The sequence below is a fragment of the Streptococcus mitis genome (assembly GCF_003942865.1).
Classification (GTDB): domain Bacteria; phylum Bacillota; class Bacilli; order Lactobacillales; family Streptococcaceae; genus Streptococcus; species Streptococcus mitis_BI.
This window is the reverse complement of sequence record NZ_RJNZ01000002.1, coordinates 102,790-119,622: the sequence shown is the minus strand read 5'-3', so window position 1 is coordinate 119,622 and position 16,833 is coordinate 102,790. Positions and strand designations below refer to the sequence as shown.

The 16,833-nt window shown below is 38.4% G+C and carries 19 protein-coding genes; 3 read left to right on the top strand and 16 right to left on the bottom strand.

Going from position 1 to position 16,833, the window contains the following annotated elements; all coding sequences use genetic code 11:
- Nucleotides 1–32: 32 nt before the first annotated feature.
- The 4 genes from D8845_RS02580 to D8845_RS02565 all read right to left on the bottom strand — a co-directional run bounded on the left by D8845_RS02580 (nucleotide 33) and on the right by D8845_RS02565 (nucleotide 2,713).
- A complete protein-coding gene (locus D8845_RS02580) occupies nucleotides 33–761 on the bottom strand; it encodes an ABC transporter permease (RefSeq protein ID WP_064276742.1) in 729 nt (242 codons plus the stop codon).
- Nucleotides 758–1,507: an ABC transporter permease gene (locus D8845_RS02575; protein WP_064276743.1), complete on the bottom strand. Its 750-nt coding sequence runs from the start codon at nucleotides 1,505–1,507 to the stop codon at nucleotides 758–760. The genes D8845_RS02580 and D8845_RS02575 overlap by 4 nt, the downstream gene beginning before the upstream one ends.
- A gap of 5 nt (nucleotides 1,508–1,512) precedes the next feature.
- A complete protein-coding gene (locus D8845_RS02570) occupies nucleotides 1,513–2,424 on the bottom strand; it encodes an ABC transporter ATP-binding protein (protein WP_082888144.1) in 912 nt (303 codons plus the stop codon).
- Nucleotides 2,425–2,593: 169 nt separating this feature from the next.
- Nucleotides 2,594–2,713, bottom strand: a complete 120-nt coding sequence (locus D8845_RS02565) for a type A2 lanthipeptide (RefSeq protein WP_064276744.1) — start codon at nucleotides 2,711–2,713, stop codon at nucleotides 2,594–2,596.
- 179 nt (nucleotides 2,714–2,892) lie between these two features.
- On the opposite strand from D8845_RS02565, the gene D8845_RS02560 reads away from it, so the two are divergent.
- Nucleotides 2,893–3,591: a response regulator transcription factor gene (locus D8845_RS02560; RefSeq protein ID WP_064276745.1), complete on the top strand. Its 699-nt coding sequence runs from the start codon at nucleotides 2,893–2,895 to the stop codon at nucleotides 3,589–3,591.
- Complete coding sequence (locus D8845_RS02555) at nucleotides 3,588–4,958, top strand: sensor histidine kinase (RefSeq protein WP_064276746.1); 1,371 nt, start codon at nucleotides 3,588–3,590, stop codon at nucleotides 4,956–4,958. The genes D8845_RS02560 and D8845_RS02555 overlap by 4 nt, the downstream gene beginning before the upstream one ends.
- 22 nt (nucleotides 4,959–4,980) lie before the next feature.
- On the opposite strand, the gene D8845_RS10295 is transcribed toward D8845_RS02555, so the two are convergent.
- Entirely contained in the window at nucleotides 4,981–5,289 is a 309-nt protein-coding gene (locus D8845_RS10295; protein ID WP_064276747.1) for a DUF5966 family protein, read from the bottom strand.
- A gap of 115 nt (nucleotides 5,290–5,404) precedes the next feature.
- Between D8845_RS10295 and D8845_RS02545 the strand changes: the two genes are divergently transcribed.
- Complete coding sequence (locus D8845_RS02545) at nucleotides 5,405–5,497, top strand: type I toxin-antitoxin system Fst family toxin (protein WP_049502635.1); 93 nt, start codon at nucleotides 5,405–5,407, stop codon at nucleotides 5,495–5,497.
- 837 nt (nucleotides 5,498–6,334) lie between these two features.
- On the opposite strand, the gene D8845_RS02540 is transcribed toward D8845_RS02545, so the two are convergent.
- The 11 genes from D8845_RS02540 to rpsK form a co-directional block, all read right to left on the bottom strand.
- Nucleotides 6,335–6,751 (bottom strand): GNAT family N-acetyltransferase, encoded by a 417-nt coding sequence (locus D8845_RS02540; protein ID WP_125452357.1) that lies wholly within the window; start codon nucleotides 6,749–6,751, stop codon nucleotides 6,335–6,337.
- A gap of 11 nt (nucleotides 6,752–6,762) precedes the next feature.
- Nucleotides 6,763–7,458, bottom strand: a complete 696-nt coding sequence (locus tag D8845_RS02535; RefSeq protein WP_125452356.1) for a GNAT family N-acetyltransferase — start codon at nucleotides 7,456–7,458, stop codon at nucleotides 6,763–6,765.
- 298 nt (nucleotides 7,459–7,756) lie between these two features.
- Entirely contained in the window at nucleotides 7,757–8,989 is a 1,233-nt protein-coding gene (locus D8845_RS02530; protein WP_125452355.1) for an acyl-CoA thioesterase/BAAT N-terminal domain-containing protein, read from the bottom strand.
- A 56-nt stretch (nucleotides 8,990–9,045) separates the two neighbouring features.
- Complete coding sequence (locus tag D8845_RS02525; RefSeq protein ID WP_125452354.1) at nucleotides 9,046–9,501, bottom strand: MarR family transcriptional regulator; 456 nt, start codon at nucleotides 9,499–9,501, stop codon at nucleotides 9,046–9,048.
- A gap of 92 nt (nucleotides 9,502–9,593) precedes the next feature.
- On the bottom strand, nucleotides 9,594–12,095 hold the full coding sequence (leuS, locus tag D8845_RS02520; RefSeq protein ID WP_125452353.1) for a leucine--tRNA ligase: 2,502 nt from the start codon (nucleotides 12,093–12,095) through the stop codon (nucleotides 9,594–9,596).
- A 160-nt stretch (nucleotides 12,096–12,255) separates the two neighbouring features.
- Nucleotides 12,256–12,948: a histidine phosphatase family protein gene (locus D8845_RS02515; RefSeq protein ID WP_125452352.1), complete on the bottom strand. Its 693-nt coding sequence runs from the start codon at nucleotides 12,946–12,948 to the stop codon at nucleotides 12,256–12,258.
- Between the two features lie 244 nt (nucleotides 12,949–13,192).
- A complete protein-coding gene (locus D8845_RS02510) occupies nucleotides 13,193–14,530 on the bottom strand; it encodes a PFL family protein (protein ID WP_125452351.1) in 1,338 nt (445 codons plus the stop codon).
- A gap of 9 nt (nucleotides 14,531–14,539) precedes the next feature.
- The gene (locus D8845_RS02505; RefSeq protein ID WP_000644130.1) at nucleotides 14,540–14,806 is read right to left on the bottom strand and encodes an ACT domain-containing protein; all 267 of its coding nucleotides are present in this window, start codon (nucleotides 14,804–14,806) and stop codon (nucleotides 14,540–14,542) included.
- Between the two features lie 264 nt (nucleotides 14,807–15,070).
- Entirely contained in the window at nucleotides 15,071–15,457 is a 387-nt protein-coding gene (rplQ, locus tag D8845_RS02500) for a 50S ribosomal protein L17 (RefSeq protein WP_000331493.1), read from the bottom strand.
- An 11-nt stretch (nucleotides 15,458–15,468) separates the two neighbouring features.
- Nucleotides 15,469–16,404, bottom strand: a complete 936-nt coding sequence (locus tag D8845_RS02495; RefSeq protein ID WP_000568988.1) for a DNA-directed RNA polymerase subunit alpha — start codon at nucleotides 16,402–16,404, stop codon at nucleotides 15,469–15,471.
- 42 nt (nucleotides 16,405–16,446) lie between these two features.
- Nucleotides 16,447–16,830, bottom strand: a complete 384-nt coding sequence (gene rpsK, locus D8845_RS02490; RefSeq protein ID WP_001118385.1) for a 30S ribosomal protein S11 — start codon at nucleotides 16,828–16,830, stop codon at nucleotides 16,447–16,449.
- Nucleotides 16,831–16,833: the final 3 nt, after the last annotated feature.

Below are 16,833 nucleotides of genomic sequence, written 5' to 3'. Positions count from 1 at the left end.
TCACAAGAAAAAGACTCCGAAGAGTCTTCGCATTACTTATGCAATTCTTTATTACTCAATGTATGAAAAATCCCCCACAGAAGAATATTTACAATTATAAACAGCACTATTTCCACTAAATTAAAGTCTATCAAATTCCGTGACCGCATTGCCACCATAGCTTGAGAGTAGGGATAGATTAAAGATAATTTATCTGATACAAAAATCATCATAAATCCTACGAAAGTACCAATAGCACCAATTCCCACAGATTTACTGAAAACACAAGTTTTAGCTGTCACAAAAAACTGTACTGCCATCATACTAATTGTTCCAAAAATCCCCAATAAATCCCACTTGAGGTAGGTGAACAAATTAGAAATTTCTAAATGAGCTAGGTGAGCACTGACATAAAAAATACCAAACAATAACAACTGTAAAACAGCAATAAACAAGATAATTACTATTTCTTTTGCCAACAATAATTTCCCAAGACTGACATTATTAGCTCTGAGAAATTCAATATTTTTTCTGTCAAACTCTTTTCCTAACATCATGGCTACATAAAGGCTAACCAAAATCGGAAAGAAAAGCTGGCTATAATAGAAAGTCAATTGTCCCCATAAAACAGGCACTTTTTCAATTTCTGCAACCATAGAATAAGCTGAACCAAAGTAAATCCCAAGACCAATCAGGCTACAAAAAGCTAAGAAGCAAATACCAATCATCAACATGGAAAATTTTTTGGTTTTCCGCCATTCTACTGATAGATAAGACATCATAGCTTGCCTCCTTTCTTTTCAACCAGATAGAGAGATAAGAAGAGATAGATTAGGGCTATTGGCAAATATGTAAAGAGTTTAAATCCTAGGTTTGTCGCCAAAACATAACTCACTCGACTAGCAACTTGCTGGTAATCCACCAGAGACATATATCCTATACCACCAAAAGGGAAAATTAGCTGTAGAAAAGCTGGTGCATGACCAAATCCAACACCAAGAAATCCTCCGAAAATCCCTAATGCCAGTATCAATGCCTGCTTCTTCAGTAAAAACTGCAAAGTCAAAAACAGACAGGTTAAGACAAAAGAGGCTAGCAAGAAAATGACGATTTGCCAGAGGATTAGGCTAACAGGCATTTCTAGACCTGATAAGATTGCAATTAACTGGGCCACTACTCCCTCCAAAAAAGCGAGGAAGGTCAAAATGAACATGGTCAGGCCAAGCTTACTCAGAAAGATATGCCGTACATTTTCACCATTTGCCAAAAGCAGTTTGAAAGTGTTGCCCTCCTTCTCGTTCTTGACAATCCGCGATACAAAGAGAGAAATCACAATAGGGAGAATCAAGCCATTTACTTCTTTTATCATATAGAAAATTAGGCTAATCTGGTGCATGTCTGGATTACTTAGGTAGCGTGTAGCGGCTGCAATTGCCCAAGCAAATCCGACTCCCATAACTAGTATGCTAATGAGGAAGGATTTGGTTCGTTTTGCCTTGAGCAATTCAATAGACAAATTATTCAACATAAGACTCACTCCTTGGTTAAGTTGAGGAAGATAGATTCCAAGGTTTCTTGTTCTTGCTTCACTTCGTAAATTGGAACTTTCTCGACTATTAAATCTCGTAACAAACTAGAAATCTGCTGATCGGCAAGGTTAGTCAGCTTGAGTTTATCCTCTTGTATCTCCAACATCTTGCACGGATAACCAAATAACACTTGGTTAATGGCTTCACGTCGACCTCTAAAATCCCCACGCACTTCCAGCCATTTATTGGACTGAATTTTACGAATTTCTCCCTCGTAAACCAGTTGACCATGATTGATAATCCCCACACGGTCAGCTATATGCTCTACTTCAGAAAGGATATGGGTAGAGATGAAGACAGTAATGCCCTGTTCTTTTGCCAACTTGATAATCAGTTCCCGAATTTCATGAATCCCTGCTGGGTCTAGCCCGTTTGTTGGCTCATCCAGTATCAACAAACGCGGTTTCTTGACTAAGGCAAAGGCTAAAGCCAAGCGCTGTTTCATACCCAGAGAATAATCTTTAACCAATTTTTTCTTGTTTTTAGGTTGATCTAACCCCACAATTTTCAAGGTTTCCTGAATATTTTTCTTATCAAATCCAAGTATTTTTTGGAAGACTAAGAGATTTTCATAGCCTGTCAAATTAGGATAATAAGACGGTTCTTCAATCATAGAGCCAATCTGATTAAGATACTGCTTGTCCGTACCTATAGATTGACCGAACACTTCAATCTCCCCAGCTGTACGAGTAATCAAAGACAAAATCATCTTCATGGTGGTTGTTTTCCCAGCTCCATTTGGACCTAGAAAACCATAAATCTCACCTTGTTGAACTGATAAGGAACTAAGGTTAACTACCTGAGTGTCCTCAAATCCCTTTTGTAAGTTTTTTATCTGTAAAACATTACTAATCATTATGAACTTCCTCCTTTAAACCAAATAATTTTCTATAATTTTGATTTCTATAAATCAAATTATCATGAGTATCTTTGATAATATCTCCACTACTCTTATCAACAAAAATGATAGAATCAACATAATTTACAATATCTAATTGGTGACTCACTATTACCATTGTTTTTGTCTAAATAAAATGAATTATTCCACTATCAGCACCAAGAACGTTATCAAGTTCTTCAAGAGTTAATTCTTGAAGAGAATTCATTACTTCAATCTCAACGAGATTCATTTGTTGTTTAGCCATTTGGCAATACCTCACTGATTAAAATTTATTTGAGAAGTATCTCTATCTAGGTTATATCTTTATTATAGACATGCTAGATTAATTTTAAACTAAGCTAACCTTAATTTTACATTAAGATTAAAGTATCTTGCTTTTTTCACTCTTTTAAATGGTATAATATAGATAAGCGAGGTAAGATTATGAATTTCGAACAACAGCTCCTGAATAAGCACATCCTTATCATTGATGACGATAAAATTTTAAACTCTTCCATAAGAGATATTCTCACTGCCTACGGATTTTCCAATCTAACATCAGCCTATGATATAGAATCTAGTTTGGACATGATTGAAACAGATCAGTTCGACCTTTTCCTTTTGGACATTATGCTCCCCGATGGTGATGGCTATTCATTAGCAAAACATATCCGGAAAAAAGGCGATACTCCTATCCTCTTTCTGACTGCCAAAAATAATCCTGAAGATGAGGTGGCTGGTTTCAATGCTGGTGGTGATGATTATGTCGTAAAACCCTTCATTCCAAAAAATCTTATCTATCGTATTATGGCTCTTCTCAGGAGAAGCTATAAATCAGAACAGGAAGCAATACAGATTGGACAGACTTTGGTGAGTTTTCGGAATGCAACAGTACAAAAGAATGGAGCAGAAATTTCTATTACACCAATTGAAATTAAGATTTTGAAAAAACTTTACGATAATAAAAATTACATCGTTTCAACCGAATCTCTCTGTGATACGATTTGGGGAGTGGATAGCTTTGGTTATGAAAACTCTTTGACTGTACATATTCGGAAAATTCGGGAAAAAATAGAAGAAAATCCTTCAAAACCTCAATATTTAAAGACAGCTAAAGGGCTGGGATATAAATTGTTATCATGATTATGAACCAAACCAAAATTTTAAGGTATTCACTAAAGAAATTTATCTTTTTTTCCATCATTATCTTTATTACCAATATTATTCTAATTGCCAGTTTTGTTTTCTACATTAGGGAAAAGCAAACTGCTACTGAGACTGTAAAAATAATTTCTGAACACATTACCATCACAAAAAATAACGTCCACATACCTAAAAAAGATATCTCTAGTCTAAAAGAACAAGAGTTATGGCTAATGGTATTGGATAAGCAGACTGGAAAACAAGTGTACGAACAGTATAAACCTACAGAAGTTCCTTCGCAATTTGACTATGGGGACATTTTACAGTTTTCTCGCTATTATCTTTCAGATTATCCTGTTTTTAGTCAGATAAAAGGTGACTACATCATTGTTGTTGGTTTTCCAAAAGATAAAATTGCTCGTTATAGTTATAATTACTTAGATATAGATAGTATTCGCCTAATTCCACTAGTAGCATTTGGAGTATTGCTTTTCAACTGCCTTTATTTCGCTTTTCTTTACTACTATGGTGTGACGCATATCAATCGTAAAATTGCGCCTCTTGTAACTGCTATTCAGAACCTCCCAGATGGTTTGAAAAATCCAATTAATTCTATATCCGAACTAGAATATCTTACAACTGCAATTAATCAAACCGATACTCTACTCAAAGAGAATGAAGTCTTTAAAGAGCAATGGATTTCAGGAATTGCACACGATATCAAAACACCTCTTTCTGTCATCATTTCTAACGCGTCCTTGTTAAATGATTCTGAACTAGATACACAGTCTAAAAAACATATTCGCCCAATATTGACGGAATCCTATTACATCCAAAATATTTTAAATGACTTAAATATAGTAGCTCGCCTTTCATCCGGTCATCTTCAATTAAATCAGACTGAAACAAAAATTATCCCCTTCTTCAAAGACATTCTCATCCATATTTTAAATCAAGAAATCTGGAATGATTTTGAATTTGAATTTGATTACGATTATTCACTTGTTAATCAATCTATCATGATTGAGCAGTTTTTAATCACAAGAGTTATCCATAATATCATCTACAACTCTGTTTTACATAACGAAAAGGGTTGCACAATAAGAATCAACTTATTCAAAAAAGATACAAATGTAATTGTCGAAATCAAAGATAATGGACAGGGAGCTTCACCAGAAAAAATTGCTGAACTTAATGAATTATCTTTTAAAAACATTGATATTTCTAAAATTAGAACGACTGGAATTGGGCTAAAAATTTCAAAACAAATTGTTGATTTGCATCAGGGCTCTATTTCGTTTGCTAGTGTCCAAAATGAATTCTTTGAAAGTATCATTTCACTTCCGATTTTCAACATTACCAATTAGATAAAAAAATGGAGAAGAACCATTAGAGTTTTCTCCATTTTTTTAATCTTATCTTCCACTTATACCCTGCCCAGCCTGCCAAGACAAGCAAAGCAAGATTAAAGATGATAAAGAAAGTCGTAAAACCAAATAATCCATTCTGTGCTAAATCTTCCGTATAAAGTTCGGTCTCTGTAAAGAACAAATATATTCCATAGCCCTCCACGAAAATAAGAAAACTGACAAAACCAATCAGGAAAAGTCCACTGGCAATAAGAAAGAGTCTCCATAAAAGAATGAGAATTCCTCCTACTGCTAAAAAAATTACTGGGATAAGGAGTAAATAAGCTATAACTTCCTCCTTTCCAAATGCAAAAGCACTCTATCCTACTGAGAGAGTATAGTATTTTATGATATAATATTATACGGCACTTCTACACCGCCTGCGAAAGGAGGTGAGATAGCCCATGATGGAACTAATCCTTAAAACTATCATCGAACCAATTGTGGTCGGTGTCGTTCTTCGCTTAGTCGATAAATGGCTAAACAAAGATAGATAGTGTCAAAAAGACCCCAAGCTTAATGTGGAAGTTAGCTTGGGGTCTTTTCTAGTCCATGATATAGAACTAATCCTTAATTCCTCTCCATTATCCCACAGTTCACAAAATTTGTCAAAACTTTACATCCTCAGCTTCTCAAGCTTTAACCGCTTTACAACAAAACGGTCAAGATTAAGAGAAAGTTAGGGATTCTATCAATTTCATAGAAATTTTGATTTAGTAAACGAAGAGACAATCTTACATGTCACTCCTCATTTAATACGCCACTACTGGACAAGTAAAATCGTCATTACAATAGTTCCATTCCTTCATTTAGCAGTCACTTACATTCAAAGTGAGGTTGAAGTAGCTGAAGCTACAACAGACCTATTTCTTAATCATATTCGCTAAAAAGATCCCCGCCAATTCCCCGTCAAAAATCCGAAAAATACCGAAAAATATCGAAAAATATCGAAAAATTATTTTTAAAATAGTCCCCAAAAGCCTGAAATAGAGCCAAAAAACTCCACCTGATTGGGTGGAGTTAAGGGAGATTATTATGAAAAAGAAAAGTTTAGGATTTTATTAAATAAAGTTAGGAGGTCTTTATTTAATAACTATATGATACAAGACAAAGCTTAAAACTAGCTTAACTTTTTCTCAGATTCTACCATTTTGCAGAAAATCACTATAACCATCACCTCACCCCACAAAAAAGCCACCTGATTGGGTGACTTCATTAGGAGATTATGATGAAAAAAGTTTTAGGTTTTCATTAAATAAAGTTAGGAGGTCTTTATTTAATGGTTATATAATACTAGACTAGCCTTAAACTTTGCTTAAGAAAAACAATTTTTGTTATTTTTCTCGATCCACCCAAATCATTCCTGCACAATCATAAGTAGATAAGGTTTCAAACCCCAGAGAACGGTAAAACCCCAAGTTTTTTTCTGTCTGTTCTGTCACCAGCTGGACTTGATAGGCATCTTTGTAATCCTCTAAAGCCTCTTTCATCAAAGCACTGCCTATCCCTTGACGCTGATAGATAGGTAAAACGATTAAATCCTGAACCAGTATTGATGAGAATCCATCTCCAACCAAACGAATCAAGCCCACCACAGCATCACCATCAAGTGCCAGATAAATTACTAATGAATGAGACAAGGCCTGCTCCAGCATCTGAAGTTGATTTGTATAATTTGTCCAACCGACAGCCTGATAGAGATGCAAAACATCCTCGAGCTTGACGATTTCTTGCTTTCTAATAGTTATCATGTCATCACCTCTTAGAGTTCTCTCAAGCTCTTGTACTGTCGTTTATTTTTATCAAAATTTTCAGGACGCAACCATATTTCTAAACGAGATTTGACTTTGGGCCAATCCTTATCAATTATAGACAACCAATCCGTATCCCTCGTGCGCCCCTTATAAACCACCGCCTGACGGAAGGTTCCTTCGTATACAAATCCCAAACGCTCCGCAGCTCGTCTTGATGGCAGATTAAGAGCATCGCATTTCCACTCATAGCGACGATAGTTAAGCTCTTCAAAGACATAGCGAGCCAAAAGATACTGAGCTTCTGTTCCTATTCGTGTCCCCCTGAGTTCTGGAGAAAAAGTGACAGCTCCCACTTCTATTACTCGGTTATTCTGATCAATACGCATGAGAGAAAAAGTTCCCAAAGCCTTACCAGTTGCCTTGTCTATGATTGCATAGTAAAAACGGTCCTTACGATCCAACATCTGATTTAAAAGGCTGACCAGTTCCTCTATGTCTGCTACTGGTTCCTGAAAGAGATAGGTCCACATCTCACGAGGAGTATCAGGACCATAAACAGCTAGCAAATCCTCCGCATGCTTTTCTACCGAGAGAGCCTCTATTCGAGCATAACGCCCTTCTAAGAAATCAATAGAAGGCAGTGCACCGGGCGTATAACCTTCCATTGACTCACCAATCATCTGACCATATTCGTTTACTGGCATAACCTTCTCCTTATTCACTTATTGAAAATAGTATAACATATCTCAATGAAAATTTTAGGAAACACTTGGTTTTCTATTCAATAATGCAAACTCCTCTTATAAAAATCATCCATCCACTTTATGGAGGAATAATCAAATATGGGAACGAGGGAGTTAATGCCCCTTGTGCTTCTCTCTACGTTTTTACTGTTTGAGTTCAAATTTCTCTTGTTTTAGTGTTTACTTTTGTATACTGAACTACCAACTAAAACTGTATTTTTATCTTAGTTGGGACTATTATAGTACGGTTCAGCACTATCTACAAATTTTTCAGATGTGTATCAAAAAAATTTATCGTGGCAAACCAAGAGTCTACACTTTCTTTCATTAATAAGCGCCAATCTTTTCGATAACGATGATTCGGTTGATAAGCAACCGTCAACATATGCCCTGTTTCATGGTATTTTTTAAACAAAATGGATTCCCCTTTATAGTGTGAAATAATATCATCTATCGCGGATGATGCATTCCATATTTCGTCAACATCACTTCCTAGTAATAATAAAGGAGAGGCAATTTTACTCACATCAATCTGAGCCCTTCTATCTTCAGGAATATGTTTTCCAAAAAACTTGTTTAACAAATACTTTCCTAACTGAAATTTTTGATAAGGAAGTTCCTTTTGTAAATATGTCCAAGAAGATGAATGAGAGTTGAGTTTTCCCTTTATTCCCTCAAATATTACATTTGAGGGGGAATTGAGTACCAAACATTGCACATCTTCCAAAATACTTTGTCCAGCCAGAACAAGCTCTGCTCCTTTAGAGCGACCATATATTCCTATTTTTGTATTATCAACTTGAGGATGATGATATAGAAAATCTTTCGCCTCCTCCAGACATTCTATTGGAATTCGTTCTAAATTTTGGGGTAATCCCTCTAAACCAAAATAAGCTATTGCAAGACAAATATAGCCTCTTGAAGATAAAAGTTGGGCAATATTCTGAGCTTTTTCAATTCTTCCCTCACTACCGCTAACAATAATCACGGCTGGCGCCCTTCTTAACTTTTCATCATAAAATAATCGACCTTGAAAATGCTTGTCATAGATATCTTGATATCTTACTCCCAGATTCATATAACGCCTTACAAAACTTTGCTCCGCGATTACATCTTTTCCCAGCCTGATTTTAATTTCAACACCAAAACAATCTCGTAATGGAATTCTATCAAGAGAACTCGGTAATCTCCTTTTCCTATTCTTCAACGGTTTCGCATTAAAGAATAATCCCATTTCTGAAACTCCTTTATAAGATCCCGAAATAGATGCTGTCTGAGAGGTATCAATCATACCGTCCTGATCAGATAAAAAAATTGCGGTTGATTTCCATATAACATCATGATCTAAAAGCAAGGGAGCATTTATACAGTAATAATCAGACAGGTACATTTCTACACAATACATTGCCCTTGGTTCTAAACCATTAATAGCAATATAAAAAGATTCATCCGCTAAATCTGTTTGTGAAATCAGTTCTATGTTTACAGTCATATCTTCTCCTTTTTGTTAATCCGCTTAACAATTATATTTGAAATTTACCGTGACTTTTACCACGGTAATTCTCCCCACACCTTTTCAATATCATCCATCAATTTCACAACTGTTTTAAGTTCCACCTCGCTATAGTTGTTTAAAACTGAAAAGATTGATTTTTCAATATATGCTTGTTGCTCCTTATGGATTTTAAAAATTTCGATGCCCTTTTCAGATAATCTCAAATATTTATTTTTCCCATTATTCGGATCAAAATCAAAAACAACTAAATTTTTTTGAATCAATCTCCTAACACTTTGAGTTATTGCACTTCTTGAAACTTCTAATAATTCAGATAATTTTACTAGATTTAAGAGCTGATTTTCCCCAATCACAACAATCAAATGTACCTCATTCAAAGTAATGGATTTGTCAACACCACTTTTATGTTGATTTTTTTTTAACTGGTCAAACGCTAAAATAAATCTATTGAAACGATTATTAAATGCAATAAATTCTTTTTTATCCATAATCTCTCTTTCCTTTGTTAATCATATTAACAAAACAGAAACTTCCTGTCAAATAAAAAATCCCCCAGATTCTACTCTGAGGGATTCCTATCTTATTTTACAACGATATTAACCAATTTATTCGGTACCGCAATTACTTTCACGATTTCCTTACCGTCAATTTCTGCTTTGACTTTTTCATCAGCGAGAGCAATTTCTTGCAATTCTTCGCGTGATAGATCTTTAGCAACCATGAGTTTGGCACGAACTTTACCTTTGATTTGGACGACGATTTCGATTTCGTCTTCGACTAATTTGCTTTCATCCCATGTTGGCCAAGCCACGTAAGAGATAGATTCTCCTGTTGCTGCAACTGTTTGCCAGAGCTCTTCTGCCAAGTGAGGTGCAAATGGTGCAATCAATTGGATAAAGCCTTTGGCATAGTCTACATAAAGCTTGTCTTCCTTATTAGCCGCGTTGACAAAGACCATAAGTTGGGCAATGGCTGTGTTGAATTTGAGGGACTCAATTTGCTCTGTGACAGCTTTAACCGTTTCGTTGTAGACCTTGTCAAGAGCGCCATTGTTTTCCGCAGCAATTTCCTTACTTGTAATCAAACGGTAAACACGGTCAAGGAATTTACGGCTTCCTTCCAGACCTTCTTCTGACCAAGCAATCGAAGCATCAAGTGGTCCCATAAACATTTCATAAACACGAAGTGTATCGGCACCGTATTGTTCCACCACATCGTCTGGGTTAACCACGTTCTTGAGGGATTTAGACATCTTGGCTGGCGCTTGCTCCAACTCTTCGCCTGTTTCCACATGGAAGAAGGAACCATCACGTTTTTCAACCTTGTCAGTTGCCACAAGAGCCCCACGATGGTCACGGTAGCTTGTTCCCAAAATCATCCCTTGGTTAAAGAGTTTTTGGAATGGTTCCTTAGTCGGAACAACACCGAGGTCATAGAGGAATTTGTGCCAGAAACGAGCATAAAGCAAGTGAAGAACGGCATGCTCTGCTCCACCCACGTAGATATCTACTGGCAACCATTGTTTGAGAAGGTCCTCATCGGCCAATTTCTCAGTATTGTGTGGGTCAATATAGCGGAGGTAGTACCAGCTTGAACCTGCCCATTGCGGCATAGTGTTGGTTTCACGACGACCTTTGACACCATCTTCACGAGTCACTTCAAGCCAGTCTGTCAAGTTAGCTAGTGGACTTTCCCCTGTACCTGAAGGACGGATATCCTTGGTTACAGGCAAGACAAGTGGCAATTCACTTTCAGGGACAGCTGTTGAAGTCCCATCTTCCCAATGAATGATTGGGATTGGTTCACCCCAGTAACGTTGACGGCTAAAGAGCCAGTCGCGGAGACGGTAAGTAACCTTCTCTTGACCACAGCCTTTTTCTTCCAACCAAGCCACAATCTTGGCAATAGCATCTTCTTTGTTCAATCCATCTAGGAAGTCTGAATTGACATGAAGACCATCCTCTGTGTAGGCAGCTTCTGCTACATTTCCACCTTCAAGCACTTCTACAATTGGAAGGTCAAATTGTTTGGCAAATTCCCAGTCACGTTGGTCATGGGCAGGAACAGCCATGACCGCACCTGTACCATAGCTAGCAAGAACATAGTCCGCAATCCAGATTGGAATTTCCTTGCCATTGACAGGGTTGATGGCATAAGCACCAGTCCAGACACCAGTTTTTTCCTTAGCAAGGTCAGTACGAGCCAAGTCTGATTTCAGACTGGCTTGGTGTTTGTAGTCTGCTACAGCCTCTGCTTGCTCTGTGCTTGTGATGGCATCTACTAGTTCATGCTCAGGAGCCAAAACAGTGAAAGTCGCACCGAAAAGGGTATCAGGACGAGTTGTAAAGACTGTGAATTCCTTGTCTGTTCCCTTAACTTTGAAGGTTACATTAGCACCAGTTGATTTCCCAATCCAGTTGCGTTGCATATCCTTGATAGACTCTGGCCAATCTAGTTCATCTAAGTCATTGAGCAAGCGCTCTGCATAGGCCGTGATTTTGAGCATCCATTGGCGCATTGGTTTGCGAACAACTGGATAGCCTCCACGCTCAGAAGTTCCGTCAGGAAGAACTTCTTCGTTGGCAATGGCAGTTCCCAATTCTTCTACCCAGTTTACTGGCACTTCCGCTTCATAAGCCAAACCCTTTTCATAAAGCTTGGTGAAAATCCACTGAGTCCACTTGTAGTAGTTTGGATCTGTTGTGTTGACTTCACGATCCCAGTCGTAAGAAAATCCAAGTGCATTAATTTGGCGTTTGAAGTTGGCAATGTTTTCAGCTGTAAATTCTGCTGGGTCATTACCAGTATCCATAGCATATTGCTCTGCAGGCAAACCAAAAGCATCCCAACCCATTGGGTGAAGAACATTGTAGCCTTGCGCACGTTTGTAACGGCTGAGGATATCTGTCGCTGTATAGCCTTCTGGGTGTCCTACGTGCAGACCCGCTCCAGATGGATAAGGAAACATATCAAGAGCATAAAACTTCGGTTTTGATGCATCTGTCCCTGTCTTAAATGTATGATGTTCTGCCCAGTAGCCCTGCCACTTAGGCTCAATTTCTTTATGATTGTAAAAACTCATGGTCTCTCTCCAATTTTGTGATGTTACTATTATACCATTTTTGAGGGAATTTGAAAGACGAGAAATGTTCTTTTGGACTTATATGCCAAGAAAGACCAAATCGCAAATCCAGCTTATTTAGCAGTATAAAAAATTAGCCCCCATTTGGAGCTAACTTCTATTAACTATTTGTCTCTTCCATCTTCTCACGTCCTAGTTCTCGGTAACTACTGTCACCGACAACTTCTACGCTAAACTGCCCGTCCTCATATTCAAGTATCGTCACGCTACCATTATCGAGACCATGTGGATGCATACCATTAATCAGATAAACAATGGTTCCAATGGTCATTCCGTGGCTAACGACAAGGGCATTGCCCCCACCTTGTTCTTCCATTTCCTTGGCAATCGCTTCAAAGCCTTCCTTGATTCGACCACTGAGTTTTTCCCAGCCCTCAGCCCAACCAGCTGTATCGACCTCTACCAAACCCTCAGCCAGTTCAGCATAAGACAATTGGTGAACGTGGTCCACATTAAAGATACGAGGAATAATGCCCATGAAAAGATCGCCATCGTAGGCCCCGTCAAAGCTACCAAAACACCATTCTCTGATACGCTTGTCCATGCGATAAGGGATTTTCCCCTGCAAGCCAAGTTCTTCAAGAATGATTCCCATTGTCTGAATGGTGCGCCCAGAATCACTGGAATAAGCGCGCTCAAACTGCAGACCAGATTCTCTCAAACCGATTCCTAATTCTTGAATCCCTCGCTCACCTTCAGCTGTTAAGGGAGTATCGCTCCAACCTTGCGCGCGACCAATCGTGTTAAACATAGTCTTGCCATGACGTACCAAATACAATCGTACTTTTACCATTTTCCGTCCTCCGTTTGCTTCTATTATATCATGGATGATAAAACAAAAGCCACCCAGACAGGCGACTTTTGCAGGAGATTATTATGAAAAAGTTTAGGAGTTCTATTAAATAAAGATATTAGATGAAAATCAAATTCAAACTAAATCAGTGTTATCTGTTTCAAATAATATTAGGAGGTCTTTATTTAATGATTATAGTATACACATCCAACCTTAAATAGAACTTAAAATTTCTCCTATTTTCTTAATTTTTAAAACTATGAATTGGTGCTGGGATTTGGCCTCCACGAGAAATGAAATCGACAGACGAAGCTCCATTGATTTTCATTACTGGAGCTGTACCAAGAAGACCACCAAACTCAATCATATCGCCTTCTTTTCCTTTTGGAATGATACGAACAGCCGTTGTTTTCATATTGATAACACCTATAGCTGCTTCATCTGCAATCATAGCCGCAATAGTTTCAGCTGGTGTATCCTCTGGGATGGCAATCATATCCAAACCAACGGAACAGATAGCCGTCATAGCTTCTAGTTTTTCTAAATTAAGAGAGCCATTTTGCACTGCAGCAATCATTCCCTCATCCTCAGAAACAGGGATAAAGGCACCGGACAAACCACCGACTTGGTTACAGGCCATCACTCCGCCTTTCTTAACTTGGTCGTTCAAGAGAGCCAAGGCAGCCGTCGTTCCGTGCGTTCCAACTGTTTCTAGTCCCATCTCCTCAAGAACGCGTGCCACAGAGTCCCCAACCGCAGGGGTTGGTGCCAAACTCAAGTCCACAATACCAAACTCCACTCCCAGTCTCTCGCTGGCCATCTGACCAACCAATTGACCAATACGAGTGATTTTAAATGCAGTCTTCTTGACTGTTTCGGCTACTACGTCAAAGCTCTCTCCACGAACTTTTTCCAGAGCACGCTTCACCACACCAGGACCAGAAACTCCGACATTGATGATAACATCTGCTTCCCCAACACCATGGAAGGCACCCGCCATAAATGGATTGTCCTCAACAGCATTAGCGAATACAACCAACTTGGCTGCTCCCATATCAGATAGAGTTGCCGTTTCCTTGATAACTCGTCCCATATCTGCCACAGCCGTCATATTGATACCAGACTTGGTTGAGCCGATATTGACTGACGAGCAGACCTTGTCCGTTTCAGCCAAAGCACGAGGAATAGAATTGATGAGAATCTCATCTCCCTTTTGGTACCCCTTTTGTACCAAGGCAGAGAAACCACCAATAAAGTCCACACCGATTTCTTTCGCAGCCCTATCAAGCGCTTTTGCCAGAACCACATAGTCCGTCGCATCTGTCGCTGCCCCAATCAGAGAAATGGGAGTCACCGATACACGCTTATTAACGATTGGAATTCCCAACTCAGCTGCAATTTCATCGCCAACAGCCACTAAATTAGCCGCCTTGGTCGTAATCTTTTGATAAATTTTCTCCGCAGCACGATTGATATCTGGATCGATACAGTCTAATAGAGAAATCCCCATGGTAATAGTTCTGATATCGAAGTTTTGCTCCTCAATCATGGCAATGGTTTCAGTAACTTGTCTAATATCCATGATAACCTCCTAGATATTATACATAGCTTCGAAAATCGCTGCACTCTGAATATTGATTTTCACATTCAAAGTTTGCCCAAAAGCTTCAAATTCATTACGAAGATAGGTAAAATCTTGCTTTTTATCACTAGAGACGACAGCCATCATCGTGAAATATTCATCCAAGACAGTTTGAGAGATATCGTCAATATTCAAACCCAATTCTGCAATTTTACCAGAAACACCTGCAACAATTCCAGATTTATCTTTACCAACAACAGTTATAATCGCTTTCATAAGCAAACTCCAATTCTTCTTTTAATAGGAAACCTGAACATTAAACAGGATTCTTTTCAAATAGTATAGCATAATTCTAACTAAAATACTCAAAAACGCCTGCTTACGAAGTTGTTCTTAAGAAAAAAACAATTTCGTAAACAAGCGTCTACTATCCCAACTTATGATGAGTGTTCCCGCTAGGACCAAGATCCTAGCGGTAGACCAGAGCTAGACTAAGAGCACAAGACTCCATCATCATAACACTCAACAAAATTGATGATTTTATACTAATTCGATGATCGCCATTGGCGCTGCATCACCACGACGTGGTTCAGTTTTAAGGATACGAGTGTATCCACCGTTACGTTCAGCATAACGAGGTGCGATTTCTGAGAACAATTTTTGAAGTGCTGTAGTAGAAGTGTACTTATCAGTTGCTTCATCATAGTTTTCAGATGCGATTTCATTACGTACGAAAGCAGCTGCTTGACGACGTGCATGCAAATCACCACGTTTACCTAGAGTAATCATTTTTTCAACAGTTTTACGGATTTCTTTAGCACGAGCTTCAGTTGTCACGATTGATTCGTTGATCAAAAGGTCAGTTGTCAAATCGCGAAGCATTGCTTTACGTTGTGAGCTAGTGCGTCCTAGTTTACGGTAAGCCATGTATTCCTCCTTTATTTATCTTTTAATCCAAGACCCAAATCAATGAGTTTGAGTTTCACTTCTTCCAAACTCTTGCGTCCAAGATTTCGTACTTTCATCATCTCTGCTTCAGATTTTTCTGTCAAATCATGCACAGTATTGATACCGGCACGTTTCAAACAGTTGTATGAACGCACAGACAAGTCCAGTTCCTCAATCGTACGATCCAAAATACGATCGTCAGATTCAGTGTCAGCTTCTTTCATCACTTCAGTTGACTTAGCAATCTCAGTAAGATTTGTAAACAAATCAAGATGTTCTGTCAAAATACGTGCTGAAAGCCCTAAAGCATCTTCTGGAATAATTGTTCCATTTGTCAAGATTTCAAGGGTTAATTTGTCAAATCCATCATTGCTACCTACACGAGCAGGTTCCACTTGATAGTTGACTTTTGTAACTGGTGTATAAATAGAATCTACAGCAAGTGTTCCAACTGGTGCATTATCTTTTTTATTTTCATCAGCAGGTACATATCCACGACCACTGTTAACAGTCATAGTCGCTTTTAGCGAAGAACCTTCACCGATTGTAAAGAGATAATGATCTGGATTTACAATTTCAATATCGCTATCTGTCAAAATGTCACCAGCTGTTACTTCAGCAGGACCTTCAACATCCAGTTCGATGATTTTTTCGTCTTCAACGTACGATTTCACTGCAATTCCTTTAATGTTCAGAATGATTTGCATCACGTCTTCACGAACACCTGGAACTGTGTCAAACTCATGTAACACACCATCAATATTGATAGATGTCACAGCTGCTCCTGGTAGAGAAGCTAGAAGTACACGACGAAGAGAGTTACCAAGAGTTGTACCGTAGCCACGTTCAAGTGGTTCGATTACAAACTTGCCATAATCTTTATTTTCATCAATTTTTGTTATATTTGGTTTTTCAAACTCGATCATTTAGTTACTCCCTCTTAAACGAAAAGCAGTGTAATGCGATGATTATACACGGCGACGTTTTGGAGGACGAGCACCATTGTGTGGCACTGGAGTCACATCACGAATTGCTGTTACTTCAAGACCAGCGGCAGCAAGCGCACGAATAGCTGACTCACGACCAGAACCTGGACCTTTTACAGTAACTTCAACTGATTTAAGACCGTGTTCTTGTGCAGATTTAGCAGCAGCTTCAGAAGCCATTTGAGCAGCGAATGGTGTAGATTTACGAGAACCTTTGAAACCAAGAGCACCAGCTGATGACCAAGCAATTGCATTACCATGCACATCAGTAATCATAACAATAGTGTTATTAAATGTAGCGTGAATATGAGCAATACCAGATTCGATATTCTTTTTCACACGACGTTTACGTGTTGGTTTAGCCAAGAC